At 52.4% G+C, this 24994-nt stretch carries 39 protein-coding genes, 2 tRNA genes and 1 pseudogene; 10 read left to right on the top strand and 32 right to left on the bottom strand.

All coding sequences use genetic code 11. The features are described 5' to 3' along the window. Positions 1-202 precede the first annotated feature (202 nt). The 7 genes from KGP21_RS02935 to rlmE all read right to left on the bottom strand — a co-directional run bounded on the left by KGP21_RS02935 (position 203) and on the right by rlmE (position 6016). A tRNA-Met gene (locus KGP21_RS02935) sits at positions 203-279 on the bottom strand. A gap of 60 nt (positions 280-339) precedes the next feature. Beyond that, a tRNA-Leu gene (locus tag KGP21_RS02930) sits at positions 340-426 on the bottom strand. Positions 427-495: 69 nt separating this feature from the next. Next, positions 496-831 carry a preprotein translocase subunit SecG gene (gene secG / locus KGP21_RS02925; protein ID WP_024483369.1) on the bottom strand — a complete coding sequence of 112 codons (336 nt, stop codon included), beginning with the start codon at positions 829-831 and terminating at the stop codon, positions 496-498. A gap of 249 nt (positions 832-1080) precedes the next feature. Further along, entirely contained in the window at positions 1081-2418 is a 1338-nt protein-coding gene (glmM, locus tag KGP21_RS02920) for a phosphoglucosamine mutase (protein ID WP_024483368.1), read from the bottom strand. Between the two features lie 7 nt (positions 2419-2425). Beyond that, positions 2426-3259 carry a dihydropteroate synthase gene (gene folP / locus KGP21_RS02915; RefSeq protein ID WP_021807519.1) on the bottom strand — a complete coding sequence of 278 codons (834 nt, stop codon included), beginning with the start codon at positions 3257-3259 and terminating at the stop codon, positions 2426-2428. Between the two features lie 139 nt (positions 3260-3398). Then, entirely contained in the window at positions 3399-5330 is a 1932-nt protein-coding gene (ftsH, locus tag KGP21_RS02910; protein WP_037376529.1) for an ATP-dependent zinc metalloprotease FtsH, read from the bottom strand. A 56-nt stretch (positions 5331-5386) separates the two neighbouring features. Beyond that, a complete protein-coding gene (rlmE, locus tag KGP21_RS02905) occupies positions 5387-6016 on the bottom strand; it encodes a 23S rRNA (uridine(2552)-2'-O)-methyltransferase RlmE (protein ID WP_021179046.1) in 630 nt (209 codons plus the stop codon). Between the two features lie 143 nt (positions 6017-6159). On the opposite strand from rlmE, the gene yhbY reads away from it, so the two are divergent. Then, the gene (gene yhbY, locus KGP21_RS02900; protein ID WP_021179045.1) at positions 6160-6453 is read left to right on the top strand and encodes a ribosome assembly RNA-binding protein YhbY; all 294 of its coding nucleotides are present in this window, start codon (positions 6160-6162) and stop codon (positions 6451-6453) included. Between the two features lie 115 nt (positions 6454-6568). On the opposite strand, the gene greA is transcribed toward yhbY, so the two are convergent. Continuing rightward, positions 6569-7045 (bottom strand): transcription elongation factor GreA, encoded by a 477-nt coding sequence (gene greA, locus KGP21_RS02895; protein WP_021807521.1) that lies wholly within the window; start codon positions 7043-7045, stop codon positions 6569-6571. A gap of 304 nt (positions 7046-7349) precedes the next feature. Here greA and dacB point away from each other — a divergent pair, with 304 nt between their 5' ends. From dacB to pmrB, 3 genes are read left to right on the top strand one after another with little or no spacing between them, the layout of a single operon-like run. After that, entirely contained in the window at positions 7350-8783 is a 1434-nt protein-coding gene (gene dacB, locus KGP21_RS02890) for a serine-type D-Ala-D-Ala carboxypeptidase (protein WP_059199541.1), read from the top strand. An 11-nt stretch (positions 8784-8794) separates the two neighbouring features. Further along, positions 8795-9457 (top strand): two-component system response regulator PmrA, encoded by a 663-nt coding sequence (gene pmrA / locus KGP21_RS02885; protein WP_021179042.1) that lies wholly within the window; start codon positions 8795-8797, stop codon positions 9455-9457. Continuing rightward, positions 9454-10518: a two-component system sensor histidine kinase PmrB gene (gene pmrB / locus KGP21_RS02880; RefSeq protein WP_223500779.1), complete on the top strand. Its 1065-nt coding sequence runs from the start codon at positions 9454-9456 to the stop codon at positions 10516-10518. Before pmrA ends, pmrB begins: the two co-directional genes overlap by 4 nt. 88 nt (positions 10519-10606) lie before the next feature. Here pmrB and cgtA read toward each other — a convergent pair whose 3' ends face one another. The 4 genes from cgtA to rplU form a co-directional block, all read right to left on the bottom strand. Then, positions 10607-11779, bottom strand: coding sequence for an Obg family GTPase CgtA (cgtA, locus tag KGP21_RS02875; RefSeq protein WP_021179040.1), 1173 nt, complete (start codon positions 11777-11779; stop codon positions 10607-10609). A 16-nt stretch (positions 11780-11795) separates the two neighbouring features. Then, positions 11796-12767, bottom strand: a complete 972-nt coding sequence (locus KGP21_RS02870) for a DMT family transporter (protein ID WP_223537175.1) — start codon at positions 12765-12767, stop codon at positions 11796-11798. Positions 12768-12874: 107 nt separating this feature from the next. Continuing rightward, positions 12875-13132: a 50S ribosomal protein L27 gene (rpmA, locus tag KGP21_RS02865; protein ID WP_004933559.1), complete on the bottom strand. Its 258-nt coding sequence runs from the start codon at positions 13130-13132 to the stop codon at positions 12875-12877. A gap of 17 nt (positions 13133-13149) precedes the next feature. Next, a complete protein-coding gene (gene rplU, locus KGP21_RS02860; RefSeq protein ID WP_004955927.1) occupies positions 13150-13461 on the bottom strand; it encodes a 50S ribosomal protein L21 in 312 nt (103 codons plus the stop codon). Between the two features lie 269 nt (positions 13462-13730). On the opposite strand from rplU, the gene ispB reads away from it, so the two are divergent. After that, the gene (ispB, locus tag KGP21_RS02855; RefSeq protein WP_021807527.1) at positions 13731-14702 is read left to right on the top strand and encodes an octaprenyl diphosphate synthase; all 972 of its coding nucleotides are present in this window, start codon (positions 13731-13733) and stop codon (positions 14700-14702) included. Positions 14703-14746: 44 nt separating this feature from the next. On the opposite strand, the gene KGP21_RS02850 is transcribed toward ispB, so the two are convergent. Continuing rightward, positions 14747-15121 (bottom strand): DNA-binding protein, encoded by a 375-nt coding sequence (locus KGP21_RS02850; RefSeq protein WP_021807528.1) that lies wholly within the window; start codon positions 15119-15121, stop codon positions 14747-14749. Between the two features lie 125 nt (positions 15122-15246). Here KGP21_RS02850 and KGP21_RS29685 point away from each other — a divergent pair. Further along, a pseudogene (locus tag KGP21_RS29685) lies at positions 15247-15330 on the top strand (bifunctional metallophosphatase/5'-nucleotidase); the annotation flags it as partial. Positions 15331-15455: 125 nt separating this feature from the next. Here the strand turns inward: KGP21_RS29685 and KGP21_RS02845 are convergent. From KGP21_RS02845 to KGP21_RS02755, 19 genes are all read right to left on the bottom strand, one after another. Then, on the bottom strand, positions 15456-16580 hold the full coding sequence (locus KGP21_RS02845; protein ID WP_223537173.1) for a site-specific integrase: 1125 nt from the start codon (positions 16578-16580) through the stop codon (positions 15456-15458). Beyond that, positions 16564-16806 (bottom strand): excisionase, encoded by a 243-nt coding sequence (locus tag KGP21_RS02840; protein ID WP_166734323.1) that lies wholly within the window; start codon positions 16804-16806, stop codon positions 16564-16566. The genes KGP21_RS02845 and KGP21_RS02840 overlap by 17 nt, the downstream gene beginning before the upstream one ends. Continuing rightward, complete coding sequence (locus tag KGP21_RS02835) at positions 16806-17279, bottom strand: hypothetical protein (RefSeq protein WP_223537170.1); 474 nt, start codon at positions 17277-17279, stop codon at positions 16806-16808. Before KGP21_RS02835 ends, KGP21_RS02840 begins: the two co-directional genes overlap by 1 nt. 219 nt (positions 17280-17498) lie before the next feature. Next, positions 17499-17861, bottom strand: a complete 363-nt coding sequence (locus KGP21_RS02830; RefSeq protein ID WP_223537168.1) for a hypothetical protein — start codon at positions 17859-17861, stop codon at positions 17499-17501. Beyond that, positions 17858-18079, bottom strand: a complete 222-nt coding sequence (locus KGP21_RS02825) for a hypothetical protein (protein WP_223537166.1) — start codon at positions 18077-18079, stop codon at positions 17858-17860. Before KGP21_RS02825 ends, KGP21_RS02830 begins: the two co-directional genes overlap by 4 nt. Further along, a complete protein-coding gene (locus KGP21_RS02820) occupies positions 18076-18657 on the bottom strand; it encodes a hypothetical protein (RefSeq protein ID WP_223537164.1) in 582 nt (193 codons plus the stop codon). Before KGP21_RS02820 ends, KGP21_RS02825 begins: the two co-directional genes overlap by 4 nt. Further along, the gene (locus KGP21_RS02815; protein WP_223537162.1) at positions 18654-19364 is read right to left on the bottom strand and encodes a Rha family transcriptional regulator; all 711 of its coding nucleotides are present in this window, start codon (positions 19362-19364) and stop codon (positions 18654-18656) included. The genes KGP21_RS02820 and KGP21_RS02815 overlap by 4 nt, the downstream gene beginning before the upstream one ends. A gap of 3 nt (positions 19365-19367) precedes the next feature. After that, positions 19368-19667 (bottom strand): hypothetical protein, encoded by a 300-nt coding sequence (locus tag KGP21_RS02810; RefSeq protein WP_223537159.1) that lies wholly within the window; start codon positions 19665-19667, stop codon positions 19368-19370. After that, a complete protein-coding gene (locus KGP21_RS02805; RefSeq protein WP_223537156.1) occupies positions 19664-19945 on the bottom strand; it encodes a hypothetical protein in 282 nt (93 codons plus the stop codon). The genes KGP21_RS02810 and KGP21_RS02805 overlap by 4 nt, the downstream gene beginning before the upstream one ends. A gap of 10 nt (positions 19946-19955) precedes the next feature. After that, positions 19956-20453 (bottom strand): hypothetical protein, encoded by a 498-nt coding sequence (locus tag KGP21_RS02800; protein WP_223537154.1) that lies wholly within the window; start codon positions 20451-20453, stop codon positions 19956-19958. Next, positions 20440-20736, bottom strand: coding sequence for an ANR family transcriptional regulator (locus KGP21_RS02795; RefSeq protein ID WP_223537152.1), 297 nt, complete (start codon positions 20734-20736; stop codon positions 20440-20442). Before KGP21_RS02795 ends, KGP21_RS02800 begins: the two co-directional genes overlap by 14 nt. Then, the gene (locus KGP21_RS02790) at positions 20733-21176 is read right to left on the bottom strand and encodes a hypothetical protein (RefSeq protein ID WP_223537151.1); all 444 of its coding nucleotides are present in this window, start codon (positions 21174-21176) and stop codon (positions 20733-20735) included. Before KGP21_RS02790 ends, KGP21_RS02795 begins: the two co-directional genes overlap by 4 nt. Continuing rightward, positions 21173-21361, bottom strand: coding sequence for a hypothetical protein (locus KGP21_RS02785; protein ID WP_223537149.1), 189 nt, complete (start codon positions 21359-21361; stop codon positions 21173-21175). The genes KGP21_RS02790 and KGP21_RS02785 overlap by 4 nt, the downstream gene beginning before the upstream one ends. Then, positions 21352-21720: a hypothetical protein gene (locus KGP21_RS02780; RefSeq protein WP_223537147.1), complete on the bottom strand. Its 369-nt coding sequence runs from the start codon at positions 21718-21720 to the stop codon at positions 21352-21354. Before KGP21_RS02780 ends, KGP21_RS02785 begins: the two co-directional genes overlap by 10 nt. Positions 21721-21791: 71 nt before the next feature. Then, entirely contained in the window at positions 21792-22100 is a 309-nt protein-coding gene (locus tag KGP21_RS02775) for a hypothetical protein (RefSeq protein WP_223537145.1), read from the bottom strand. Next, positions 22100-22318 carry a hypothetical protein gene (locus KGP21_RS02770; RefSeq protein ID WP_223537143.1) on the bottom strand — a complete coding sequence of 73 codons (219 nt, stop codon included), beginning with the start codon at positions 22316-22318 and terminating at the stop codon, positions 22100-22102. The genes KGP21_RS02775 and KGP21_RS02770 overlap by 1 nt, the downstream gene beginning before the upstream one ends. Further along, the gene (locus tag KGP21_RS02765; RefSeq protein WP_223537141.1) at positions 22315-22500 is read right to left on the bottom strand and encodes a host cell division inhibitor Icd-like protein; all 186 of its coding nucleotides are present in this window, start codon (positions 22498-22500) and stop codon (positions 22315-22317) included. The genes KGP21_RS02770 and KGP21_RS02765 overlap by 4 nt, the downstream gene beginning before the upstream one ends. A gap of 43 nt (positions 22501-22543) precedes the next feature. Beyond that, complete coding sequence (locus KGP21_RS02760) at positions 22544-22855, bottom strand: hypothetical protein (protein ID WP_223537139.1); 312 nt, start codon at positions 22853-22855, stop codon at positions 22544-22546. A gap of 167 nt (positions 22856-23022) precedes the next feature. Then, positions 23023-23727: a LexA family transcriptional regulator gene (locus KGP21_RS02755; protein WP_223537137.1), complete on the bottom strand. Its 705-nt coding sequence runs from the start codon at positions 23725-23727 to the stop codon at positions 23023-23025. Positions 23728-23817: 90 nt separating this feature from the next. On the opposite strand from KGP21_RS02755, the gene KGP21_RS02750 reads away from it, so the two are divergent. From KGP21_RS02750 to KGP21_RS02740, 4 genes are all read left to right on the top strand, one after another. Next, on the top strand, positions 23818-24018 hold the full coding sequence (locus tag KGP21_RS02750; protein ID WP_371824839.1) for a Cro/CI family transcriptional regulator: 201 nt from the start codon (positions 23818-23820) through the stop codon (positions 24016-24018). A 66-nt stretch (positions 24019-24084) separates the two neighbouring features. Next, positions 24085-24243, top strand: coding sequence for a hypothetical protein (locus KGP21_RS02745; RefSeq protein ID WP_223537135.1), 159 nt, complete (start codon positions 24085-24087; stop codon positions 24241-24243). Between the two features lie 114 nt (positions 24244-24357). Next, entirely contained in the window at positions 24358-24489 is a 132-nt protein-coding gene (locus KGP21_RS29615; RefSeq protein WP_256461397.1) for a hypothetical protein, read from the top strand. A 26-nt stretch (positions 24490-24515) separates the two neighbouring features. Then, the gene (locus KGP21_RS02740; protein WP_223538497.1) at positions 24516-24773 is read left to right on the top strand and encodes a hypothetical protein; all 258 of its coding nucleotides are present in this window, start codon (positions 24516-24518) and stop codon (positions 24771-24773) included. The last annotated feature ends 221 nt before the right edge of the window (positions 24774-24994 follow it).

The following is a 24994-nucleotide window of genomic DNA, read 5'->3' as shown; positions in this document are numbered from 1 at the left end:
ATAAAAAAAGGGCCTAATAGCCCAGTGATTCTGTTGCCAAATAACAAAAAACCCCGAAAATTCGGGGCTTTATGCAACTGGACCCTGTTTGCCGCAAAGCGGCTTCGGTGCAACTTTCTAGCAAGTGTCATTTTCAAATGTTGATCGAGAAAAGCGGAATTCAATCGAAAAGTGTATTTGAAAATAGACACTTAAAGGAAAGTGGTTGCGGGGGCCGGATTTGAACCGACGACCTTCGGGTTATGAGCCCGACGAGCTACCAGGCTGCTCCACCCCGCGTCCGAAAACGTGGCAAATATTACGCTGATAATTGCAAAAACGCAAGTTATCTCTGGGATTTGGTACCGAGGATGGGACTCGAACCCACAAGCCCGTTAGGGCACTACCACCTCAAGGTAGCGTGTCTACCAATTCCACCACCTCGGTACTGATTTTTACTGCTAACGGTTGTTTCTATTGAGGTCGAAAACAACCGTGTTCAAACTTTTCAGCGGCTTATTGCGGGATATCACTGACCGGTTTAGCGGGTGCTGCCGGAGTGCTGGTCTGCTCAGTTTGCGCTGGCTGACCCAGGTTTTCCCACTCGCTGCCTTTCTTGCCCTGATTGGTGCTCAGGTTGCCCAGGATCAGACTGATGACGAAGAACAGCGTCGCCAGAACAGCCGTCATGCGGGTCATAAAGTTGCCTGAACCGGTCGATCCGAAGAACGTGCCAGAAGCACCTGCTCCGAATGAGGCTCCCATATCAGCGCCTTTACCTTGCTGTAGCATGATCAGAGCGACTAGCCCGATCGATATCAGCAAGAAAATTACCAGAAGAGCTTCGTACATAGTGGTACCTGTATCCTTGCGGGTTCACCGCGTGCCAAATGCTTCTCACCCCAGATGCTTCCAAACTAAAGAAGGCGTGGCGTGTCACTAAAACAGCCCACTGAAGCGGGTGTGAATACTAACCAAAGCCATCAAAGCGCGCAAGGGCAATTTGCAACCGCCGATGCGTTTGCGGAAAAAAACAGCAAAAGCAGGGCTAATCGGGAAATTACGCAGGCACTGACAGCGTACCTGCGTAAAAACAGCGTGTTAACCTGCCAGCTTGACCGCATCGGCGATACGGTGCGCCAGCGCGATTACCTGCTGTTCATCTTCGCCTTCCACCATCACGCGGATCAGTGGCTCAGTGCCCGATTTACGCAGCAGCACGCGGCCACGACCGGCCAACTCGGCTTCGACCTGCTCAGCGACCTTCAACACCGCCTCTGACTCCAGCGGGTTATGCTCACCGACAAAGCGCACGTTGACCAGGATCTGTGGCAGTAACTTCATGCCGCTGCACAGGTCGTGCAGGCTCATGTTATTACGCACGATCGCCGTCAACACTTGCAGGCCTGCGACGATACCGTCCCCGGTGGTGGTTTTGTCCAGCAGGATCACGTGGCCGGAGTTTTCCGCCCCAATGCGCCAGCCCAGCTCTTGCAGTTTTTCCAGTACGTAGCGGTCACCCACCTTGGCACGGGCAAACGGGATGCCGAGCTGTTTCAGTGCCAGCTCCAGGCCCATGTTGCTCATCAGGGTGCCCACGGCACCGCCGCGCAGCTGCCCTTGGCGCAGGCCTTCACGAGCGATGATGTAGAGGATCTGATCGCCGTCGACCTTGTTACCCAGGTGATCCACCATCATCACGCGATCGCCATCGCCATCAAAGGCCAGGCCAACGTGTGCCTGTTCTTCCAGCACGCGCGCCTGCAGTTGACGTACATCGGTAGCGCCACACTCTTCGTTGATGTTCATGCCATCCGGCTCACAGCCGATAGCGATCACCGTGGCGCCCAGCTCACGCAAAACGCTTGGGGCAATGTGATAGGTAGCGCCGTTGGCGCAGTCCACCACGATCTTCAGCCCGTTCAGGCTCAGTTCGCTCGGGAAGGTGCCTTTACAGAATTCGATATAGCGCCCTGCGGCATCGACAATGCGGCTGGCTTTACCCAACTCGGCAGATTCGACGCAGGTCAGCGGTTTTTCCATTTCCGCTTCGATGGCCTCTTCCACATCGTCTGGCAGTTTGGCGCCGTCGATGGAGAAGAACTTGATGCCGTTATCGTAAAACGGGTTATGTGAGGCAGAAATTACGATCCCGGCTTCCGCACGGAACGTTCTGGTCAGATAAGCCACTGCCGGGGTTGGCATCGGGCCGGTAAACGAAGCAGACAGCCCCGCCGCCGCTAAACCGGCCTCCAGCGCTGACTCCAGCATATAGCCTGAGATACGGGTATCTTTACCGATGATGATTTTACGGGAACCATGGCGCGCCAATACCTTACCAGCCGCCCAGCCCAACTTGAGGACGAACTCTGGGGTTATCGGGCTGTCACCCACCTTGCCACGAATGCCGTCGGTACCAAAGTATTTGCGTTCGCTCATGTTTCTACTATCCCTTAGCTGAAAGTGTTGCCTCGACGACACGCATCGCCTCGACGGTTTCTTTGACATCATGCACTCTGACTATCTGCGCCCCCTGCATCGCGGCAATCACCGCACAGGCCACGCTGCCGATAACCCGCTGTTCGGGTGGGACATTCAATAGCTGCCCAATCATCGATTTACGCGACATCCCCACCAACAGTGGCAAGCCAAAGTGATGAAATTCCGCCAATCGGGCCAGAAGCTGATAATTATGCGCTAAATTCTTACCGAAACCGAAGCCTGGGTCGAGCAACAATTTCTGTTTTGCTATGCCACCAGCAATACAGCGGTCGATATGGTGCTGGAAAAACGCATTTACGTCCGCCATCAGGTCATCGTAATGCGGTGCCTGTTGCATGGTACGCGGCTCGCCTTGCATGTGCATCAGGCAGACTGGCAGACCGCTTTCGGCGGCTGCCTGCAGCGCGCCAGGCTCCTGCAATGAGCGAACGTCGTTGATCAGGTGAGCGCCCGCTTTGGCGGATTCGCGGATCACTCCGGCTTTTGAAGTATCCACCGAGATAAAAATCTCAAACCGCTGCGCCAAGGCTTCCACTACCGGCACAACGCGCTCTATCTCTTCCTCTTCACTGACCTCGGCAGCACCCGGGCGCGTGGACTCGCCCCCCACGTCGATCATCGTTGCCCCCGCCGAAATCAGCGCATGTGCATGCAGCAGGGCATCATTCAGCGAGTTATGCCGCCCGCCGTCAGAGAAGGAGTCTGGGGTAACGTTGAGGATCCCCATCACCCGAGGATGGTTGAGATCGAGGATTTGGTCGCGCACGGTTAACTGCATGATTAATCTACCTTGGAGTCAATACAACTGTGTTGCCTGGAGTGGATCCCGCCCCTCTCATCCAAGGAGAGGCAGCAATTTTCAGCCAGCAATAAAAAACCCCGGCTGGCCGGGGTTTTATTTTACGCTACAGCCGATGTTACTTGTCGAGCTGTTCAGACATGGTGTTGCCTGGGTTTGGCGTACGCGGCTCATCTACCGGCGTTGGCGCTTGTGGTTTGCCACCGTTGTCAGAGTTGTTGCTTTTCGCCACGTCGTCCCAACCGGCTGGCGGACGCACATCTTTACGGTTCATCAGGTCGTCGATCTGCGGTGCATCGATGGTTTCATATTTCATCAGTGCATCTTTCATCGAATGCAGGATGTCCATGTTTTCCATCAGCAACGAACGAGCGCGAATGTAGTTGCGCTCAATCAGGGATTTGACTTCCTGGTCGATGATACGCGCGGTTTCGTCCGACATGTGTTTCGCCTTGGCCACGGAACGGCCCAGGAACACCTCGCCCTCTTCTTCCGCATACAGCAATGGCCCCAGCTTCTCAGAGAAGCCCCATTGGGTCACCATGTTGCGGGCGATCGAGGTAGCAACTTTAATGTCGTTCGATGCACCGGTAGAGACTTTTTCCGGCCCGTAAATAATTTCTTCTGCCAGACGGCCACCGTACAGGGTAGAGATTTGGCTTTCCAGCTTCTGACGGCTGGCGCTGATCGCATCCCCTTCCGGCAGGAAGAAGGTCACGCCGAGCGCACGGCCACGAGGAATAATCGTGACTTTATGCACCGGGTCATGCTCAGGAACCAGGCGGCCAATGATGGCGTGGCCCGCTTCGTGATAGGCGGTCGATTCTTTCTGTGCTTCCGTCATCACCATGGAGCGACGTTCCGCCCCCATCATGATCTTGTCTTTGGCCTTTTCGAACTCCACCATCGACACCACGCGCTTGTTGCCACGTGCTGCGAACAGGGCCGCTTCGTTGACCAGGTTGGCCAAGTCCGCACCGGAGAAGCCCGGAGTACCACGTGCAAGCACAGAAGCATCAACATCTGGCGCCAACGGCACACGACGTGAGTGCACCTTCAGGATTTGCTCACGGCCACGTACGTCTGGCAGCCCAACCACCACTTGGCGGTCAAAACGGCCTGGACGCAGTAACGCAGGGTCCAGTACGTCAGGACGGTTGGTGGCCGCGATGACGATAATGCCTTCGTTGCCTTCAAAGCCGTCCATCTCAACCAGCATCTGGTTCAGCGTTTGCTCACGTTCATCGTGACCACCGCCCAGACCTGCACCACGTTGGCGACCTACGGCGTCGATTTCATCGATAAAGATGATGCACGGTGCCGCTTTCTTGGCCTGTTCGAACATGTCACGGACGCGGGATGCACCCACACCGACGAACATTTCGACGAAGTCAGAACCGGAAATGGTGAAGAACGGGACTTTCGCCTCGCCGGCAATCGCTTTCGCCAGCAGGGTTTTACCGGTACCCGGAGGGCCAACCATCAGCACGCCTTTCGGGATCTTACCGCCCAGCTTCTGGAAACGGCTCGGTTCGCGCAGGTAGTCTACCAGTTCACTCACTTCTTCTTTTGCTTCGTCACAGCCTGCAACGTCGGCAAAAGTGGTTTTAATCTGGTCTTCCGTCAGCATACGGGCCTTGCTCTTGCCGAAGGACATCGCGCCCTTTCCGCCGCCGCCCTGCATTTGCCGCATGAAGAAGATCCAGACCCCAATCAACAGCAGCATTGGGAACCAGGAAATAAAGATGGAAGCCAGCAAACTTGGCTCTTCCGGTGGCTCACCAACAACTTTCACGTTTTTGGTTAACAACGTATCCAGCAACTTCGGATCGTTGACCGGAATGTAAGTGGTGTACTTGTTGCTGTCTTTACGGACAACGTTGATTTCACGCCCATTAATGCGCGCTTCACGGATCTGATCTTGGGTCAGTTCGGTCATGAAGGTAGAGTAATCTACCCTTCGGCCATTAGACTCGCTGGGCCCAAAGCTCTGGAATACCGACATCAAAACGACCGCGATGACTAGCCAGAGAATTAGGTTTTTCGCCATGTCACTCAAGGGATTAACCTCATATTACAACTGTGTTAACAAACAGCGTTAGGGTACTACAGTTTCCGCCCTGTCGCTACAATGTACACTTCACGCGAACGTGCGCGAGAAGCGTCTGGCTTACGAATCTTAACCTTCGTAAACAGGGAGCGAATTTCCCGTAGGTACTCGTCAAAACCATCTCCCTGGAACACCTTCACCAGGAAACTACCGCCTGGTGCGAGAACATCACGACACATTTCCAGTGCTAATTCCACCAGATACATCGATTTTGGGATATCGACCGCCGGGGTGCCGCTCATATTCGGGGCCATGTCAGACATGACTACCTGAACCTTACTATCACCTACACGTTCCAACAGTGCCTTGAGGACCAGTTCATCACGAAAATCGCCCTGAAGGAAATCGACGCCAACGATAGGATCCATTGGCAAAATATCACAGGCAATGATACGCCCGTTACCACCAATCTGGGTTACCACATATTGCGACCAACCGCCCGGCGCAGCCCCCAAATCAACGACCGTCATACCCGGTTTGAACAGTTTGTCACTTTGCTGTATTTCATCAAGTTTAAACCAGGCGCGCGAGCGCAGCCCTTTTTTCTGCGCTTGCAGTACATATTTATCGCTAAAGTGTTCTTGGAGCCAGCGACTGGAACTGGCCGAACGCTTTTTATTTGCCATCGAGTATTCCAACTATCCTAAAAAGAGTCTCATGCCAGGTTCGCTTCTCACGTAAACTCAATTCGGTGCAGACCGATTTGGTGATACACATGAGATGGCGGTAGAATGTACCGTTTTCAATCCCAACTTAAGCAAAAAAGACAATGAATCTGAATAATAAACAAAAACAACACCTGAAAGGCCTGGCACATCCGTTAAAACCGGTGGTCATGCTGGGTAATAACGGTCTCACCGAAGGGGTGTTGGCTGAAATTGAGCTGGCTCTGGAGCATCACGAGCTGATCAAAGTAAAAATTGCAGCTGAAGATCGCGAAACCAAAACCCTGATCGCCGACGCTATTGTGCGTGAAACGGGTGCCAGCAATGTGCAAGTGATCGGCAGTACGCTTATTCTTTACCGCCCGTCGAAAGAGCGCAAGATCACTTTGCCGCGCTAATCCGTAATCTGTTTGCTGAGACGGTGCCATGCGCCGGGCTCAGATAAAAGGCCGCTTGCGGCCTTTTTCCTTTCTTTACAAAACCCTGCTGAACTTTTAACCAACTCGGGCGAAATTAAAGATATTCTACTTTCAGGATTTCGTATTCTACATCACCACCCGGGGTTTTGATGACAACAACATCATCCTGCTCTTTGCCAATCAGGCCACGAGCCATAGGTGAGTTGACAGAAATAAGATTTTTCTTAAAGTCTGCTTCATCATCACCCACGATGCGGTAAGTCACCTGATCTTCGGTATCCAGGTTCATCACCGAGACGGTTGCGCCAAAAATCACGCGGCCAGTCTGAGGCATTTTGGTGATGTCGATCACCTGCGCATTGGACAGTTTGGCCTCGATTTCCTGGATACGCCCTTCACAGAAACCCTGCTGTTCACGAGCGGCATGGTACTCGGCGTTTTCTTTCAGGTCACCGTGTTCGCGTGCGGTGGCGATGTCGGCAATGATTTTCGGGCGACGCACACCTTTCAAATATTCTAGTTCTTCACGCAGCTGTTCTGCGCCAAACAAGGTCATCGGGATCTGTTTCATCGTTAAATACCTCTAAATCTATCCTGTTCAAATATACCCGTGGTGTTGCAAGCTAACCGCAGCTCGACATCCCCAGGGCATTAGCGTCATCCTGACGTGTTCGTATGAAATTACGGCAGACGTTGCGCCTTCCGTCTCCAGGCGATAAACAAAAGAAACCGAGCTCGGAGGTTTGCTCCAAGTCAGCGTCGATTTTGCATTTTGATACGCATTTTAGCCTAGAGTTCCTTAAGGGTCATCGTTTACTTTATCCCTTGATGCACCGTAGTATGACAGCACGTTATCCAGCTGTTACCCCGAGATTATGCGTTTTTCACGAATTGTCAGTGTATTGGCCTGCGCATTTGCTGTTAATGCCCATGCGGCCCCGGTTGAAGATTACACCCAATATTTGCCTGATGGGGCGAACCTGGCCCTGATAGTTCAGAAGATTGGCGCGACCACGCCAACCATCGACTATCACTCACAGCAAATGGCACTCCCGGCCAGCACCCAGAAGGTGCTTACCGCGCTGGCGGCTTTGTTGCAGCTCGGGCCGGACTATCGCTTCACCACGACACTGGAAAGTCAGGGCAACATCACGGATGGCGTGTTGCGTGGCAACCTTATCGCCCGTTTCAGCGGAGATCCCACCTTCAAGCGGCAGAATCTGCGCAATATGGTGGCGGAACTGAAAAAACAGGGAGTGCGCGAAATCAGCGGCGATGTGCTGGTCGATACCTCGGTATTTGCCAGCCATGACAAAGCGCCCGGCTGGCCCTGGAACGATATGACCCAATGTTTCAGCGCCCCGCCAGCGGCAGCGATTGTCGATCGCAACTGTTTCTCGGTTTCCCTTTATAGCGCCCCTAACCCCGGTGAGATGGCGTTTATTCGCGTAGCCTCGTTCTACCCGGTCAATATGTTCAGCCAGGTAAGAACGCTGGCGAAAGGCTCTGCGGATGCCCAATATTGTGAACTGGATGTGGTGCCGGGCGAATTGAACCGCTTTACACTGACGGGATGCCTGACCCAGCGCAGTGAACCACTGCCGTTGGCATTCGCCATTCAAGACGGAGCCAGCTATGCCGGTGCCATCCTGAAAGATGAGCTGGTCAAGTCAGGGATCCAGATTGGCGGCCATTTGAAACGCCAAACCCAGCCAGGCATGACGGGCACGGTGATTGCCCAGACGCAGTCTGCACCGTTGCATGACCTGCTGAAAATCATGCTGAAGAAGTCGGACAACATGATTGCCGATACCGTGTTTCGCACTATCGGCCATGAACGCTTTGGCGTACCGGGCACCTGGCGCGCGGGGGCAGATGCAGTACGCCAGGTTCTGCGCCAGAAGGCAGGGGTAGATCTGGGTAACAGCATCGTGGTGGACGGCTCTGGCCTGTCACGCCACAACCTGCTGGCACCCGCTACCATGATGCAGGCGTTACAATATATTGCTCAGCACGACAGCGAGCTCAACTTTATCTCGATGTTGCCGCTGTCCGGTTATGACGGCACGCTGCGCTATCGCGGTGGCCTGCACGAAGCCGGGGTCGACGGTAAGGTTTCTGCCAAAACCGGGGCGCTGCAAGGGGTCTATAACCTGGCAGGCTTTATCACCACGGCCAGCGGTCAGCGCCTTGCCTTCGTTCAATATCTATCAGGTTACGCAGTACCGCCAGAAGATCAGAAACAGCGCCGAGCGCCTCTGGTGCGGTTCGAAAGCCGGCTGTATCGGGATATCTATCAGAACAATTGAGGCCCAAGGGCATGAAGCTACTGATTGTTGAGGATGATGAGTTATTGCAGCAAGGCGTGGCGTTGGCAATGTCCAACGAAGGCTACGCCTGCGATTGTGCGGCCAGTGCTGCGCAGGCCAATAGCCTGATCGTCACCAGCCAGTACAGTATGGTGATCCTCGACCTCGGCCTGCCAGATATCGACGGTGCCACCCTGCTGCGGCAGTGGCGCCGTCAGCACATCAGCATCCCGGTGTTGATCCTCACCGCACGCGACGCGTTGCAAGACCGTGTCGATGGCCTGGACGCCGGTGCCGATGACTATCTGGTCAAACCCTTTGCGCTAATTGAGCTGCAAGCCCGGGTCCGGGCGTTGATCCGCCGCTATCAGGGCCACAGCGATAACCTGCTGCAACAGGACGATCTGACACTCAACCTGTCCAGCCAGCAGGTGTATCTGCAACAGCAGGCGATAGACGTCACGCCGAAAGAGTTTGCCATTCTGTCGCGTCTGATGATGCGGGCCGGGCAAACCGTCAACCGTGAGCTGTTGCAACAGGATCTCTATACCTGGAACGACGATCTGGGCTCGAATACCCTCGAAGTCCATATGCACAACTTGCGCCGTAAACTGGGCAAAGATCGTATCCGTACCGTTCGTGGCATCGGTTACCGACTGGAGCCAGCATCTTGATCAGCATGCGCCGTCGTTTGCTGCTGATGTTGGCCCTGATCCTGCTGGTCACCCAGCTCATCAGCGCGTTTTGGTTATGGCACGAAAGCCAGGAGCAAATCAGTTTCCTGGTAGATGAAACCCTGTCGGCCAAAGTCCGCAACGAACGGGTCGATACCGAGATTGCCGAAGCGATCGCTTCCCTGCTAGCCCCTTCGCTGATCATGATGGTGGTGACCCTGCTGGCCTCCTTCTGGGCCATCAGCTGGATTATCCGGCCGCTGAATCAACTGCAGGAAAAGCTGGAGAAACGTTCGGCAGATAATCTTACGCCGTTGCCGATAACCAGCGACAGTCTGGAGATGGTGGCGGTCACCAAGGCATTGAATCAGCTATTTTCGCGCCTTGATCATACCATCCAGCAAGAGCGGCTGTTCACTGCCGATGCTGCCCACGAATTACGCACGCCGCTGGCGGGGATCCGGCTGCATCTGGAACTGATGGAGCAACAGGGGGTTGCGGGCAGTAAACAGTTGATCGCCCGCATTGACCAACTGATGCACGTGGTTGAGCAATTGCTGATGCTATCGCGCGCCGGGCAGGATTTCGCCAGCGGCCATTACCAGCAGTTTGACTGGGTGGCCAACGTTATCAAGCCGTTGCAGGGTGAGCTGGAGGAGCTTGCCGCTCTACGCGGGCAAAAGATTGTCTGGCAACTGCCAGCCAATGCCCCGACCCATGGCGATCCGGTGCTGCTACGCCTGATGCTGCGTAATCTGGTTGAAAATGCGCACCGCTATGGCCCCGAGAAGAGTGTCATTCGTGTTCAGCTCACTCCCGAGAATAATGGGCAACGCTTACAGGTGATCGACGAGGGACCGGGTATCAAGCAAGAAATGGCGGGAGAGTTGACTCAGGCCTTCCGCCGGATGGATCAGCGTTATGGCGGCAGCGGGCTAGGATTGAATATCGTGATCCGTATCGTACAACTACACCGCGGCTGTCTACGTCTGGAAAACCGCACCGATGCCAGCGGCCTGGATGCACAGTGCTGGTTACCCGATAATATTTTGAATCACTAGCGTCGCATCATCGATTGAGGTTTCAGCAACCGCAACAAACAACAAGGGCCCGGTTCATCGAACCGAGCCCTTACTTTATTACGCAGAATTACTTCTGGTAGACGATTTCGACGCCTTCGTCGTCATCTTCATCCCAATCATCATCCCAATCGTCATCCGCTTCAGCTTCCACTTCAGCAATTTGCTCACGGTGGTAATCATCCCACATGAACTCGACTTTTTCTGGCGCGCTTTCTTCGATCGCCATGGCTTTAGGTTGCGTATTGATGAAGTTCATCACGTCCCAGCACAGCGCGTTAACGCCTTCGCGGTTCGCAGCGGAGATCATGTAGTACTTACCTTCCCAACCCATGCCTTCTACGATCGCCTTGGCGCGCTCGGCGGCCTCTTCCTCGTCCAGCAGGTCAACTTTGTTGAACACCAGCCAGCGTGGCTTGTGCGACAGATTCTCGCTGTACTGGTTGAGCTCGTTGATGATGACCTTGGCATTCTCTACCGGATCGGACTCGTCGATCGGCGCAATGTCCACCAGGTGCAGCAACACGCGGCAACGCTCCAGGTGTTTCAGGAAACGGATCCCCAGGCCAGCACCTTCATGTGCGCCTTCGATCAGGCCAGGAATGTCCGCCACCACGAAGCTTTGTTCATGGTCCATACGTACCACGCCCAGGCTCGGCACCAGCGTGGTGAACGGGTAGTCCGCCACTTTTGGCTTGGCAGCAGAAACCGCGCGAATGAAGGTCGACTTACCGGCGTTCGGCAGGCCCAACATGCCCACATCCGCCAGCAGCAGCAGCTCCAACAGGATATCGCGCATCTCGCCTTTGGTACCCAGCGTTTTTTGGCGCGGGGCACGGTTTACCGAGGATTTGAAACGGGTGTTGCCCAGGCCGTGCCAGCCGCCCTTCGCCACCATCAGACGCTGCTGATGACGGGTCATATCACCGAGGATCTCACCGGTGCCCTGATCCTGCACACGGGTACCGACCGGTACCTTGATTTCAACGTCTTTACCGCGTTTACCGGTACAGTCACGGCTCTGACCATTCTGGCCACGTTCGGCCCGGAAAGATTTTTCAAAGCGGTAATCGATCAGGGTATTCAGGTTTTCGTCTGCCACCAGGTAAACGTCACCGCCGTCACCGCCGTCACCGCCATCTGGCCCACCGTTCGGGATGTATTTTTCGCGGCGGAAGCTGACGCAACCATTACCGCCATCACCTGCCACGACCAGGATCGCTGCTTCATCTACAAACTTCATTTACCGTCTCCGTAACTCATTCACCGGGCCGCTTCAAAGAAGCAACCAGGTTGGTTTCTGCCCGTCGCGGCCACCAACGGTGACCAATTGCGGAAAACATGGCGCCTGCAACCACCACAAAAGCACCTACATAGCCAACGACATTCAATGCCGGGGCGGTAAATACCTGTGGCCAGGCCAGCGCCAATAAATCTGAAAACAGCAGGGTAAACAGGGGAGTCAGCGTGATTAACGCACTCACCTGGGCCGCCTGCCAGCGCGCCATCGCTTCCGCCAGCGCACCATAACCAATCAGCGTGTTAGCACCACAGAACAGCAGACAGGCCAATTGCCAGCCGCTGAGCTGGAAAATCACCGCTGGCTTCGCAAGCGGGAATAACGCGATCGCACATAAAGTGTACAACAAGACCAGGATCTGCGGTGAGGCCAATCGACGCAGTAATACTTTCTGCGCCACGCCATAGGTCACCCAAACCATGGCTGCACACACGCACAACAACACACCGAGCGTGTAGTCTGTGAACTGAGTGAAGATCTCGATCAGGCTGACGTTGAAAAACAGCATCAGCCCGCAGATCAGCATCAGAGCGCCAATCACCTGAGTGATACGCATCCTTTCTTTCAGGATCAATACGCTGGCGAACATCATGCCCACCGGCGAGAGTTGGCCGATAACCTGCGAGGCCGTCGGACTCAAATATTGCAGCGAAGAGCTGAAGAAGACAAAGTTGCCCAACAACCCGGCAGTGGCGATCGCCAGCAACAGCAACCAGCGGGGTTGACGGAACATTTTCACCGGAGGTAAGCGCCCGCGCACTGCCAGGATCATCCCCAGGCCGATGGCGGCAATCGTAAAGCGATACCAGACGATGGTAAACGGCTCCATCACTTCCAGCACTTCTTTCATTGCGATAGGCAGTGCGCCCCAGCAAACCGCTGTGGTGACCGCCAGAAAAATACCAACGCCAGCCTGCTGTTTTTTTTCCATCTTCTCACTGTCTGTGCGTTGTGCCGTCTGGCACAAGCAATCTATAAATGTAAAAAGCCCCGCAACGAATTGCGGGGCTTAACATCTATTTCGTAAGGCTCGAAAAATTATTCAGCTTCGATGCTGATAAATTTACGATTGCTCGGGCCTTTAACTTCGAATTTGACTTTACCGTCTTTCAAAGCAAACAGAGTGTGGTCTTTGCCGCAACCCACGTTGGTACCAGCGTGGAATTTGGTGCCGCGCTGACGAACGATGATGCTGCCTGCCAGTACTGCTTCGCCGCCAAAGCGTTTTACGCCCAGACGTTTAGCTTCTGAATCGCGACCGTTACGAGTCGAGCCGCCAGCCTTTTTGTGTGCCATTAATCCGCTCTCCTAACTTAAGCGCTGATGCCGGTGATTTTAACATCAGTGAACCACTGACGGTGACCTTGCTGCTTACGATAGTGCTTACGACGACGAAACTTAACAATCTTGATCTTTTCGCCACGACCGTGAGCAACCACTTCAGCTTTGATCTTACCGCCATCGACGAAAGGAACGCCGATTTTGATATCTTCGCCATTAGCGATCATCAGAATCTGGTCAAACTCAACCGCTTCACCAGTTGCGATGTCCAGCTTTTCCAAGCGAACGGTCTGACCTTCGCTTACTCGGTGTTGTTTACCACCACTTTGGAAAACCGCGTACATATAAAACTCCGCTTTCCGCGTGCCCAACTGTTCAGTACAGAGCGCGCTATAAATATTCACAATAGGGCGCGAATTCTACGCAATAATCCCGCATATGACAAGAGCAGATTAGGGCCAGAAGGTGAAAAAAGAAGAAAAAAAACACAGTTTCTCTCACAACGTTTATCTGGGCCGATTTTCAAGTACAATCAACAGGACAGTTACCGCCATGTACCGATGTGAGCAGCGTTCTCATCGCGGTCAACAGAAACACAGCTGAAAAAAATACAATGAACCTAGAACAAATTACTGAGTTAACCGCGCAAGATATGGCGGCCGTGAACGCAACAATTCTCGAACAGTTGAATTCCGATGTCACGCTCATCAATCAACTTGGCTATTACATTATCAGCGGTGGCGGTAAGCGCATTCGCCCGATGATCGCCGTTCTGGCGGCACGGGCCTTGCACTATCAAGGCGATAAACACATTGCCGTCGCTGCTCTGATAGAGTTCATCCATACCGCTACCCTGTTGCATGATGACGTGGTGGATGAGTCCGACATGCGCCGTGGCAAGGCGACCGCCAACGCGGCGTTTGGCAATGCCGCCAGCGTGTTGGTGGGTGATTTCATTTATACGCGTGCTTTCCAGATGATGACCAGCCTGGAATCGCTGCGCGTGCTGGCAGTGATGTCAGAAGCGGTCAACGTAATCGCCGAAGGTGAAGTGCTGCAGTTGATGAACGTCAACGATCCGAATATCAGTGAAGAAAACTATATGCGGGTCATCTACAGCAAAACCGCTCGTCTGTTTGAAGCGGCAGCCCAGTCATCAGCCATCCTCTCCGAGGCTAACCCGGCCGAAGAGCAGGCGCTGCAAGACTATGGCCGCTATCTTGGCACCGCATTCCAACTGATCGACGATCTGCTGGACTACAGTGCAGACGGCGTGACCCTGGGTAAAAATACCGGCGATGACTTGAACGAGGGCAAGCCGACGCTGCCGTTGTTGCATGCGATGCATAATGGCAATGCCGAGCAGTCTGCGATGATCCGTGGCGCGATTGAACAGGGGAATGGCCGCCATCTGCTGGAGCCGGTTCTGGCTACCATGCAGGAGTGTGGTTCACTCACCTATACACGTCAGCGCGCAGAAGAAGAAGCGGACAAGGCGATCGCCGCATTGCAGATTTTGCCCGACTCGCCTTATCGAACCGCACTGGAAGGATTAGCGCATCTGGCGGTTCAACGAGACTTTTAGGAAATTTAAGTTTCTTAATATTCAAATAGGCCTGCAATGCGGGCCTATTTATTTGCCTTGCTAATGAGATCCAGTAGCCCCGCAGCCCCATTCTCCGCCAGAAAACTCAATAAAACCGCGTATTCGTCAGGTTTCATACCTGCCAGATAGCTCTGCAAACGCACCCAAGGATCCCCATCACAGGAGACGGTATAAGCCGCCGATTCCTCTGCGGCAAGGAGATACCGCTGGGGATACAACTCGTTTTGAGTCGAGAGGGGCAGGCTGCTGATATGATACTCCTTGGTCACCCCCTGCTTGCCAAAACGCCGCTGCCATCGCCAGTTTTGCTCACGTGCCCGCTTATTGATCCCTTGCGGGGAGCTGCCCAATTCACCCTTCTCTTTCAGTTCGTTGGCGGTAAACCACTCCTTGTCCATTCCCCCTCCTTGATCACGGCGTTACCCCTAACTGACTTATCAGACCTTCCAGTTGCATGAACCACTAATGCCAATAAGTTAGTTATAACATTAACCAGGCCATTGCCAATAACCAAAAAATTGGCGAAATACTCAAGAAGTATATCGAGAAGCATTCACCACTAGACGCAGCGGCCTATGAACCGAAGGGTGAAATAGTTTATAAGTGATTGGATATAAAGGCAGTTTTCTATCGGTGATAGCCGTGAAAACCGCCTGTTTTTAGCTTCACAAAATATCTTCTGCAAAACCCCTGCAAAACTCTTCTGCAAAACGGTACAAAAAATAACCGTTATCACACCGCGATCACTGTCCAATTTTTGCCCCTGTCATCATTGTATTTATCGGTCATTTGCTGGTTTTTATGCCCAAGCAAAGACATGGTATCGATACCCTGATCACGGTATAGGCGCTCGGAGAGTGACCGCTGTTCATGGAATGTTGGCGGGGTTCCCTTGCTCCATTTCAACCCTGATTGATCCCTGGCTTTGCTAAATGTGGTTGTAATGCTCTTATCGCCAATCTGGCCGCCTCGCTTCGCGGTTGCCACTGTGTGGTGGTGGTGGAGTAGGTACGGGCTTACGATCCGATCCCGGCACTCCGCTATAACCTCGCGCAGACTCATGTTTATCGCATTGCACCGCAAGCTTAATGGTATGGCCAGGCGAGCCCCTGTTTTCTCCTGCTCTACATGCAAATGATCGTCCCAAACGTCAGAAAATTTCATGTTGGCAATATCTGAGAGACGTTGCCCAGTGACAATGGCCAGCAGCATAGCCCTACGAAGATAAGGCTGGAATGATGCGGCGGTTTCGAAAATGGATTGCCATTCATCCAGATCGAGACGTTGCCGCTGAACCTTGGCTTTTGGGTTTTTTGTTGCTTGGGCGGGGTTGTAACCGGGAGGGACTTCCCCGGCATGCTGGGCTTCCTTGTACACATCGATAATCACCCGACGAACAACCTGGGCCATGATGGCCTGTCCACGCTCCTTGTACGGCTCCAGAATATCGGCAATGTCACGCACACTAATCTCGGCAAGCTGTTTGTTGCCAATTTCTGATCGCATCACTTTTACTGGGTTCTTTTTCTGGTTCACAGTTGAGGCTTTGATTTCGCCAAGATGCAGACGTTCCTCCTGAATTTTCCAGTAACGATCAAGCCATCCGCTAACTGAAATACCTTCGCCTAAGCTGCGGCTGATCTTGTCGCGAGCCATAAGCAGTTGACTCATCTTCTGCTCAGCCAGCCGGGAGCTGGCCTCTGTAGCGATTGCTATCGCCGCCTCTTCATCGGTGCCTAGCCCGTGAAACTTCCCTGTCACGGGGTGCTTGTAACGCCAGTAAACCTTTTTGGTTCTGGCGTCGGTATAGCACGATAGGCCCGGAATGGTGACGTTATACTTACGTGGTCGCGCCATCTTCAAGAATCCTCTTCAATCGTGGATCATCGTCTTTCTTCACTATCGGCCTGACAGCCATACCAACAAACCTCGCTGTACGCTCTACCCGCCAGTGCCGTCCAGCCTTAACTGGCTGGGGCGATATCATGCCATTTTTGGCGAACTTAATCAGTGTCGGATAACTCGGCACCGGCTCGTCAAACTCTTCTTTTGCCCAGTCAGTGATTTTAATTGTGCGGGACATTACTCACCCCCTTCATAACAAGCCTGCATCAGCCGATACAAGCGATCGCTATCCCCCAACCGGTAAACCTCTACCCATTCATCCCAATGGGCAGCCACAACCGCCCAATGCTTGCCGTGCTGTGACATGTCACCAATCTTTTCAGCCAATCCCGGCACCGCATTAACCAGGCGCAGACAGCGGCCAAAATCAGCCGGATCACGTGGGTAATGGTTTTCCGCCTTGAACTCGCCGGTAAGAGCGGACGCCATAAACTTGCTGCTTAAGCCGGTGTCGTCGCTGGCCAGCCAAGCGGCGATCACCATCCCCGGCGATGCCTTAACTACCGGCTTGGCAAACTCGGCGCAGATATCGTTTGCAGCTTTGATTATGGCGTTAAACCGCCTTGCTTCAACGCCGGTTCCTGGGTGCTGGCGATCGATTTCCGCAGTTATCGCAGCAAGAAGGTTGATTTGGTTCAGTTGGATGCTCATCACACAGCTCCTATTGCTTGTCCTACTATCCGGTAAGCCCGTTTGCGGGGCTTTTTCTTCGGCATGATCCTGACTGGCGAGACTTGTGGCCGCGCTGGTGGTGGTTCATTAACGCCATTACTGCGCCGGTAATTGGTTTTCGATCTCCAGACAAGCCAGTTGGCCCAGTCCCTGCCATCGTCAACATGGACGGTTACCTTTACCTGTTCGTCTTTGATATCAGCCATTTTCCCCATCTGTGGCCTCCTTGTTCTGGCTATTGGCGCTAAGCTTAAACCCAGCCTTTATCACGCTCTTGGCGATCGCTACCGGATCCGCGCCGTCCAACTCAAAATCCTCACCGACAACCGCCTTCATCAGCTCATTCTGAAGAACACTGTCGTAGTTGCGCGGCCAGCACTCAGTAGGCATACCGAACATGTTGCAGTAGAAAAATGTGTCTATGGTGATCTGCGCCGCTTCCTCAGCGGTGCGCTCTGGCTGCCGATAGCCAGCATCCCAAATCGCATCAGTAACCGCCGATGGGTCGCCTTTGCCTGACTTAACGAGTTGAACCAAGGTGAATACGTTGGTATCTGTCATCGGGCCATCTCCTGCAGCGCCACTTTATAAGCCCTCATCACAACCGGCGTTTTGCCGGATAGTGCAGACTTCATGATGAAAAACCCGGTGTGCTTGGCTGTCACGTTCGTAAGGAATAGGGCGGTATCTACCACGCGGTTATGCTTACGGAACTCAAACACCGAGCTGGTGATCGTTAGGCTGGCTGTCACGCCGTGATCCTGGTAGTCGATTTTCATTTGATCACCTCGGCGCAGAGTTCAAAGGCGTTATCACGCAGCGGCATAATCACCAGGAACGGGGTGCCGTAGAGATGATCGGTCACCGGGTCTAAAATTAGTTGGCATGGGCCTGTTTTGCCGTAGGGCTTGAACTTGACTGGCCCAAATGCGCTGCCAAACATTAAGTGAGGTAACGCCAGCAGCCGGGCGGCAAACATCGGCATTTCATCGCAAGGCTCGGCCTCTGCCGGTAGTAGCTTGCTGAAATCTGGGTAGCAGCATTCGACCAGCTCGAGCCGGTTGCAACCAACCCGCGTAGCCTGATCCTCGTCAATAGAGACGTAGTGAATGGCATACCAGGCACCGTCAAATGTTCCAACTTCCGTACCCTCTGCTTCATCAGGAATGTCGCCATGAACGATAAACACCGCGTCGATATCGGTTTTATCGCCATGCTCCATCATCACCGCTGCGCGCCCGTCAGTGGCTTTGATATGAGTAGGGGTGATATACACCCCTCGCAGGTACTCGCGCGGCTCGTTTTCGTCGGCCACACAGTGAAGGGCGGCCCGTAGAATATCGGTAGGGAACATCATTGCTTTGCCTCCCAGCCAATCGCCTGAAACAGCCCCATGCTTGGGTGCCACCAACGTGTGCCGCGCGGCTCTGCTTCGGACATCATCTGGCGGAATGCAGCCATGAAAGGGGCATCCTGGACGATAGCCATCGGTCGTGGCTGACCGTCAGGTGTCAGCATGGTGATGGTGTCGGTGGGTACGCCATACGCTTTAACGAGCATTTTGCATTTGGGCGGTGTCATGCCTGATTTAATCTTCAGAACGGAGTAGCCTGACCAGCCAGCAGGCACGGAACCACGTTTGATGTTCTCGATAGTTTCAGTCACGGCAACAACCTGATCCTCTACATGGTTCAGGCGGCGCTCTTGCTCAAGGTTGGCCATAGCCATCGCAGCGACAATTTCAGCCTGCGATTTCGGGCGGCGGCGCTCTTCTTCCAGCTCACGCCAGCGATCGACCAGATTGGCGGTGAACTCTGGGCAGAGCTGAGCTACAACGACAATGCTGTCGCGTTTACCTTGCTCATCCTCAAAACGGTAACCATCTGCAAAACGGTTTGGGCTATTTGATTGTTTATTCTCAACTTTCACCGTTGGTGGAAGTTGGATTACACCAATATCAGACAGGCGCTCTATGGTTCGCTTTACACTGTCATGACGACTGCCAACCAGATCGGCAATTTCAAGGCTATCCATTGATGGTTTGTTGTTAATGAGATTATTCATCGCTTATTCCTCTTCGCTGCGAGTGATACGGTCATTCAGGTCGGGGTTTAACTTTCCAACCTCTTCATCGGTCAGGAGGCGGACACCGAGGAGTTCTACGTCATCAACCCCGGCGTTATGATTTTTGATCGCCATAGCCCCATAAACAGCGACCGTCGCAATTGAGAGTTCGTTGCTGTGAGCGCGACTGGTGTAATAATTCATCTCTACCGAGGAGCGCCCCTCGGTAACCAGGTAGCAAAACTGGTACCAAGGCTTGTTAATGCCTGAAGCTTGTGCTTGTTTGCTGCTATGTTTTTTCATGTCTTATCTCCAAATGCACGACGCAGGTATTTTTTCAGCTTCTTGCCGTTGTTTACGCTGACATAGAGTTCAGCGAGTTCTTGGGCTAGCATGATTTCGCCTGTTTCTTCGTTAACGAAATATTGGTTAGGGTTATTTTTGATAAATTCCTGAACCATCGGCATTGCCAGAAACTCTTCTGGGCTATATATCCGAGATTGACGCCGCTGGTGCTTTACCTTTGGTTCGTAGTGGCGAGAGTGGACGCCAAATACATTTGCGTTATCCTGATTTCCCATCCTCGGCCCCTTAGTGCAGATTCTTTTCCGGCACCGCTTCGCCTTCGAGCATTGCGTTGGCACCTTCGATAAATACGCTGTCGATAAAGTCGCGCATCCACGTTGAATCCGTTTCTTTGCGGTTCAGCTCGTCCATCTGGTAAAACTGCATCACCGTGACATATCGATCCTTTGGACGTTCCTCCAAAAGCGGAGCCTCTACCTGGTGCTGTAAAAGCGTTTCGATAACATGCTGGTCAATCTGCATAACCACGTTTTCGTGCACGAAAATTTCCCCTCCATCGTCACTGCGACCGAACCGTTCTATGCATTCGTGCAGGTACCGCAATGCGGCATTGGTACGCAACTGTGAACTGTAAAACTCGGCGAATTCAAACAATTCAGTTTCAGTTAACTTTTCGTTTGATCTCATACGCTTCATGTCCAGCATCCACGCTGGAACTGTTTTCCCTGAGCCCTTCAAGAACTCAATAACCTGCTCATCAGTCATATTTTCAACCTTGATCATTGCTTCCTCCGCTGGTGGTCTTGTTGATGTGGCTACCGAGCGCCTCGGCGACCCGCTTAGCTTCCTTTTCGGCGATTGCTTTCTGACGAGCTGCCTCATGGCGAACTGCCAGTGTCCTGCGCTTATCACAGCGATCCGCCCGTACGTCTGCCCAGTCGCGGTTAACCTCTTTCACTGCTACCGCGCTGGCCTGACGCCAGAACGTGGCCGCAAGCTCCAACTGATCGGCCTTCTCGAACTTGACCGCCTGGTTGGCGTTGAGCATGTAGGGGCTGAGTTTCATTTGGCCCCCATTGCTGGTTTACGCAGATCAAGCCCTGTATTTGCTTTAGCTAGTAGTTCCAAAGGATCAGCGTGATCCAGATTGCGACCGAAACCCTTAGCTGATGCCGCGAGCCAGCCATCCAGCGTTGAGAAGAAGCCAACTATCTGGCCAGCTAACGAGTTTTGCTCCTGAGACAAATGAACCCCAAGGCTTCCCATGCCGCACATCTCAAGGACGACGAACTGCAGATTTCCTGCTGGAGAGGTTCCGTGCTCTCGCAGGTGTTTTAAATAAATGCAAGCCAGAGCCTCCCCAGCCTCAACGCTGCCTTGATAGTCGCCAGTACGTGGCACAGCCCAGAATGAGGCCCCTGACTTATCACTCCGTAAACCGATAAATGGCAGCCGGTGCAGGGGTCTCTCGCGGCGATTGTGGTATTTCAGTGGCTTGTTGCTCATGGTTTTTCCCCTGACATAGGAAGGCTGTTAATGTGATCCCGGATTGACTCAGGCACCCCGTCCAAGATGGTGATCAACGCGCACACCAGAGCCGATTCGCTGTGGTCGAGGATTTCCGCTTCAAGCCACATATCAAGAACCGCTCTTGCCTGTTCTGCCCGGCACTGGGCGTCGATTAGTTGCATGGCTTCCCCTCAATGGTGGCGATATCACCATTACTGGTGGACGCCGACATTTCTTTAATAAGTCCATTCACGAAGCTATTCCCGAATTCGCTGAGCTTGTCGCAGCCCTTACCCATGCAAGTCTGGTAGTGGTCAATAATCTCCAGTTCGGCAATTGTGCGTTTCTTGCCGTCATAAACGACGAGTTCAAAATATTTCAGCCAGTTATTTAATTTACTTTCCGATAACTCAACCGTACTCATGCGCCCATCGGGTAAATTAATTAGAATGCAGTGGCTACCAGTCTTTTTTTTCATTGATGCCAGTCTGGCTTCAATAATTCGATTTCTGTATTTCGCTATCGTGCTTTGGTTGCTCATTACTCAATCCTTAGATTCAGGCCGAACGAATCCGTCAGCCTGAGTCTGTGATTAAAATTGCTATGAATTTTTTATTTATTAGCTACAGGTTTATTCTTTCTTTTATTTAACTCAAATTCCGCATTGCCTGAATTTTCAAACAATGCGTTGCTGTAGCGAGCGAGCTGTATAAGTAAGTCCCCGATTGGTGAAAAGTGATCTCTAGCTTCTTTGTCCGAGAAGTTTTCCGAGCCTTCGGCGGTAATCATGAGGTCACCAATAGCCTCAATACCGTTCATTAATGCTCTATGCGCACCTTCACTGTCGCGAGATAGCTCCTTTAACTCAGGAACAGACAGTGTGCGCATATCTTTAACGATTGATTGCTGATAAACGTCCATTAACTTTCCTCCGGTGGAGTTACTTTCCATCCCGCCCGTTCTGCCAATTCAATAAAGGTTCTCATGGTGGCCGTAATTTCCTCTGGCGCATATGGGCGGTATGCTTTCAGTTCACCATTCTCAATATAAACCGTTAAGCGTCCGCTGAATTCCGGCGCGACGTGAATGATAACCTCATTCAGAACGGCCTTTGTTGCTTTGCTCAGGAGTCTGGTCATGATGCATTCTCCGTTAATGGAAAGCGGCCAGCAAAAGAAAGCACATAATCACGCACTAACTGGCGGCGAGCTTCTTTCTCGGTAGCTGCTATCACACGTTGCATAACAGGGCGTGATTTTGGGTCACAACGTAAAACAGATGCAAAAATGAAAACCTTTGTGTTATGCTTTTTCTCGATCATGTTAGTTACCCGGTAGGTATTTACATTGATTAGGCTCTGGTGATTACTTGGCGGTGTTGCCAGAGCCGTCTTTAAGGCCACTAAGATAGTGTGAGTCCATAGAAATTTTATTTAAAAATAAGGCAAGTTCCGAGAGTTCGGCAATTGTCCCACCGAGCGACTCTATTTTTTCAGGGTTAATTTTTTTCTTGCTTGCTTCAACTGTAATATCCGATCCAATAATGCCGATTGCATCCATAATGCTAATTAATTTTAATTCAGCATCATCTGCAATGCTCGCATAATCTATGGATGTAGCATCATCTCCCTGTGAATCCGGTAATCCTTTCATATGGTAAATTTTTTCTATGCTCATCTCACTGGCTCCGTTGTTTGCTGATGAGATAATAGTACCTAAAGTACTAGTATTATCAATACTAAAGTGATAATAAAATAATTACCAATGGTTTTATTCATTGAAAATGAAGGTAATTTAGATGAAAAAAAACCGGCGTTTGCCGGTTTTCTGTGGGTATTGCGGGGTTAAATGAAGCGATACTTAGCTTCCACCACTACACCTAGGATCTTGCAGTTTCCGTTAATAGGCACTAGAGGGTATAATGGATTCAATGGCTTAAGGAATTTCTGCCCACCATCGATAACCAATTTTTTGAATGTAGCTTCGTTCACATCTTCTAATTTTGCTACCACCAAACTACCATTCTTAGGCTCCTTGCCTGTATCTATCAATATTATCATCCCTTCGGGAATGCTGATGCCCACTGGTGATGTCATTGAGTCACCTTGAACTCGAAGCCAAAACCCACTTCCTTCAATATGAGCGTCTGACTCAAACCATTCATCAATGTCTTTCAGGGTGTAAGGTTCGCACGCCTCAGACCATTCCCCCGCGCTTACCCAGCTAATGAGAGGGTATGCAGGAGTCTTCTTGTGATTGCTATCAAATGTCACGTTAGACAAACCAGATAGGCGCTTGGCTTCTAGCGATAGGCTTGGGCTAAAATCTATGATTTGAACCCCAAGGATCTTAGCGAAAACAGATGCGACTTTAAGGTTTAAGGCATTTCTTCCGTTCAGATAATGACCAACCGCGCTTTGTGAAATGTCTAACGCATCAGCAATTTGCTGCTGAGTGATTCCAAGCTGCTTCTTCTTTGACTCATACAAAGCCTTCAACTGCGCCGCGTCTTCAAGCTGTTCTGTCGTCAATGTTCTTTTCATCATCATAGCAATATTTAATACCTTTAGTTTGAAAATGTCTCCTACTGATAGTACTATTGGTGGTAGTACTTTTGATACTAAATGCGAGATTGAAATATGATGACTTTTACTCTGAAAGAGTATGTTGCTGAAAACGGACAATTGCGCACCGGAAATCACCTAGGTGTCACCCAAATCGCAATAAGCAAAGCACTTCGCGCGGGGCGCCATATTTTCGTGCAGGTTTCTAATGAAGGTAAAATTGCTGCTTATGAAACCAAGCCGTTTCCATCCAAAGGCGGAGTGTCGTCAATGTAGCCAACCAGGGCCTAACCATGACACCAGGGCGGTTATGCCTGCGGTGTATTGCCAAGCGAGGAAGCAATGATGACTAAAACTGAACGCGATACCGCAAATACCCTGCGTGATGCTCTCGCAGATGCGCAGAAGTATCTGGATTCGGGCCGTGTGGGTGAGGGTGTTGATTGGGTTCGCATCGCGGCAAGGCTTGCGGACAAGCTGATCAAGCAGTCGAGGCCGTGAGATGACACCAGAAGAGTTCATTCGCAAGCACATCACCGAAAAGCTGATGGCAGAGGGATTCCCGCTGACAGTGGCTCAGGGGGGGCAGGGATCGGACTGGACCACTACCGCTGCATGTCACAGGCGAGCAAGAAGGGGGCGGCGTTCGACGATTGCCTCTACCGCGCCAGAGTGTGGGCGCAAGGGCAGACCGGCAAGGCTGAGCGCAAGACCGGTAAAAAACAGCGTCAAGGATCTCTGTTGTGAGTCAGCCTGACTATCTCACAACCATCATGCCGAAGGCATACAGCTCGGATGATGCCAAGTGGATACAGGAGCAGTTGCAGAGGTTTACGGCGTCTGCTCGGCACAAGGTTGTGGCCCTGTACGCAGATGTCTATCAGGCGGCGTGGGACGAGGAACCGGTGTCATTCAAGCAAGAGAACAGGGCTAGGCATGAGGCCAACACCCGGCTCAGGGAGTTTGTGAAGAGTCACTGCAAGGCACTACAGGGGTACACAGCAGAACCACCCCTGGCAGGAAAGCGATAAGCAACCTGCGGACAACCAGACTTAAAGGTGTTTGGTTTTAGATGGCTAAATGTCTATCCACCTATGCCGCTACCCGGTTTTTTTGGGGAAGAGGGAAGAGGGGGGTAAGGGGGGAGATGGGAGTAGGGGTAGGAATAGCGCCTTTTCCAACAGACAACTCCATAGGTTAGGTAGGTCTCGATCTAGGGGGTATGTCACAACGGATGCTCAGATGTATAGAT

The sequence above is a fragment of the Serratia sp. JSRIV004 genome (assembly GCF_019968705.1).
Classification (GTDB): Bacteria; Pseudomonadota; Gammaproteobacteria; order Enterobacterales; family Enterobacteriaceae; genus Chania; species Chania fonticola_B.
Note: the sequence above shows the minus strand (reverse complement) of the source record. Positions and strands in the feature narration are given on the sequence as shown.

What these genes read in the sequence shown, in the direction of transcription:
- KGP21_RS02820 (WP_223537164.1), bottom strand. Translation starts at nt 18,657, where the DNA reads ATGATGTTCCCTACCGATATTCTACGGGCCGCCCTTCACTGTGTGGCC.
- KGP21_RS02750 (WP_371824839.1), top strand. Translation starts at nt 23,818, where the DNA reads ATGATGACTTTTACTCTGAAAGAGTATGTTGCTGAAAACGGACAATTG.
- secG (WP_024483369.1), bottom strand. Translation starts at nt 831, where the DNA reads ATGTACGAAGCTCTTCTGGTAATTTTCTTGCTGATATCGATCGGGCTA.
- rplU (WP_004955927.1), bottom strand. Translation starts at nt 13,461, where the DNA reads ATGTACGCGGTTTTCCAAAGTGGTGGTAAACAACACCGAGTAAGCGAA.
- KGP21_RS02800 (WP_223537154.1), bottom strand. Translation starts at nt 20,453, where the DNA reads ATGATCAAGGTTGAAAATATGACTGATGAGCAGGTTATTGAGTTCTTG.
- KGP21_RS02815 (WP_223537162.1), bottom strand. Translation starts at nt 19,364, where the DNA reads ATGAATAATCTCATTAACAACAAACCATCAATGGATAGCCTTGAAATT.
- KGP21_RS02830 (WP_223537168.1), bottom strand. Translation starts at nt 17,861, where the DNA reads ATGACAGATACCAACGTATTCACCTTGGTTCAACTCGTTAAGTCAGGC.
- ispB (WP_021807527.1), top strand. Translation starts at nt 13,731, where the DNA reads ATGAACCTAGAACAAATTACTGAGTTAACCGCGCAAGATATGGCGGCC.
- KGP21_RS02840 (WP_166734323.1), bottom strand. Translation starts at nt 16,806, where the DNA reads ATGTCCCGCACAATTAAAATCACTGACTGGGCAAAAGAAGAGTTTGAC.
- glmM (WP_024483368.1), bottom strand. Translation starts at nt 2,418, where the DNA reads ATGAGCGAACGCAAATACTTTGGTACCGACGGCATTCGTGGCAAGGTG.
- KGP21_RS02740 (WP_223538497.1), top strand. Translation starts at nt 24,516, where the DNA reads ATGCCGAAGGCATACAGCTCGGATGATGCCAAGTGGATACAGGAGCAG.
- ftsH (WP_037376529.1), bottom strand. Translation starts at nt 5,330, where the DNA reads ATGGCGAAAAACCTAATTCTCTGGCTAGTCATCGCGGTCGTTTTGATG.
- KGP21_RS02825 (WP_223537166.1), bottom strand. Translation starts at nt 18,079, where the DNA reads ATGAAAATCGACTACCAGGATCACGGCGTGACAGCCAGCCTAACGATC.
- KGP21_RS02770 (WP_223537143.1), bottom strand. Translation starts at nt 22,318, where the DNA reads ATGACCAGACTCCTGAGCAAAGCAACAAAGGCCGTTCTGAATGAGGTT.
- KGP21_RS02850 (WP_021807528.1), bottom strand. Translation starts at nt 15,121, where the DNA reads ATGGACAAGGAGTGGTTTACCGCCAACGAACTGAAAGAGAAGGGTGAA.
- cgtA (WP_021179040.1), bottom strand. Translation starts at nt 11,779, where the DNA reads ATGAAGTTTGTAGATGAAGCAGCGATCCTGGTCGTGGCAGGTGATGGC.
- folP (WP_021807519.1), bottom strand. Translation starts at nt 3,259, where the DNA reads ATGCAGTTAACCGTGCGCGACCAAATCCTCGATCTCAACCATCCTCGG.
- rpmA (WP_004933559.1), bottom strand. Translation starts at nt 13,132, where the DNA reads ATGGCACACAAAAAGGCTGGCGGCTCGACTCGTAACGGTCGCGATTCA.
- KGP21_RS02845 (WP_223537173.1), bottom strand. Translation starts at nt 16,580, where the DNA reads ATGGCGCGACCACGTAAGTATAACGTCACCATTCCGGGCCTATCGTGC.
- KGP21_RS02755 (WP_223537137.1), bottom strand. Translation starts at nt 23,727, where the DNA reads ATGATGATGAAAAGAACATTGACGACAGAACAGCTTGAAGACGCGGCG.
- pmrA (WP_021179042.1), top strand. Translation starts at nt 8,795, where the DNA reads ATGAAGCTACTGATTGTTGAGGATGATGAGTTATTGCAGCAAGGCGTG.
- rlmE (WP_021179046.1), bottom strand. Translation starts at nt 6,016, where the DNA reads ATGGCAAATAAAAAGCGTTCGGCCAGTTCCAGTCGCTGGCTCCAAGAA.
- yhbY (WP_021179045.1), top strand. Translation starts at nt 6,160, where the DNA reads ATGAATCTGAATAATAAACAAAAACAACACCTGAAAGGCCTGGCACAT.
- KGP21_RS02835 (WP_223537170.1), bottom strand. Translation starts at nt 17,279, where the DNA reads ATGAGCATCCAACTGAACCAAATCAACCTTCTTGCTGCGATAACTGCG.
- KGP21_RS02870 (WP_223537175.1), bottom strand. Translation starts at nt 12,767, where the DNA reads ATGGAAAAAAAACAGCAGGCTGGCGTTGGTATTTTTCTGGCGGTCACC.
- KGP21_RS02780 (WP_223537147.1), bottom strand. Translation starts at nt 21,720, where the DNA reads ATGAGCAACCAAAGCACGATAGCGAAATACAGAAATCGAATTATTGAA.
- KGP21_RS02785 (WP_223537149.1), bottom strand. Translation starts at nt 21,361, where the DNA reads ATGCAACTAATCGACGCCCAGTGCCGGGCAGAACAGGCAAGAGCGGTT.
- KGP21_RS02760 (WP_223537139.1), bottom strand. Translation starts at nt 22,855, where the DNA reads ATGAGCATAGAAAAAATTTACCATATGAAAGGATTACCGGATTCACAG.
- KGP21_RS02745 (WP_223537135.1), top strand. Translation starts at nt 24,085, where the DNA reads ATGATGACTAAAACTGAACGCGATACCGCAAATACCCTGCGTGATGCT.
- KGP21_RS02790 (WP_223537151.1), bottom strand. Translation starts at nt 21,176, where the DNA reads ATGAGCAACAAGCCACTGAAATACCACAATCGCCGCGAGAGACCCCTG.
- KGP21_RS29615 (WP_256461397.1), top strand. Translation starts at nt 24,358, where the DNA reads ATGTCACAGGCGAGCAAGAAGGGGGCGGCGTTCGACGATTGCCTCTAC.
- greA (WP_021807521.1), bottom strand. Translation starts at nt 7,045, where the DNA reads ATGAAACAGATCCCGATGACCTTGTTTGGCGCAGAACAGCTGCGTGAA.
- KGP21_RS02805 (WP_223537156.1), bottom strand. Translation starts at nt 19,945, where the DNA reads ATGGGAAATCAGGATAACGCAAATGTATTTGGCGTCCACTCTCGCCAC.
- KGP21_RS02810 (WP_223537159.1), bottom strand. Translation starts at nt 19,667, where the DNA reads ATGAAAAAACATAGCAGCAAACAAGCACAAGCTTCAGGCATTAACAAG.
- KGP21_RS02765 (WP_223537141.1), bottom strand. Translation starts at nt 22,500, where the DNA reads ATGATCGAGAAAAAGCATAACACAAAGGTTTTCATTTTTGCATCTGTT.
- dacB (WP_059199541.1), top strand. Translation starts at nt 7,350, where the DNA reads ATGCGTTTTTCACGAATTGTCAGTGTATTGGCCTGCGCATTTGCTGTT.
- KGP21_RS02795 (WP_223537152.1), bottom strand. Translation starts at nt 20,736, where the DNA reads ATGAAACTCAGCCCCTACATGCTCAACGCCAACCAGGCGGTCAAGTTC.
- KGP21_RS02775 (WP_223537145.1), bottom strand. Translation starts at nt 22,100, where the DNA reads ATGGACGTTTATCAGCAATCAATCGTTAAAGATATGCGCACACTGTCT.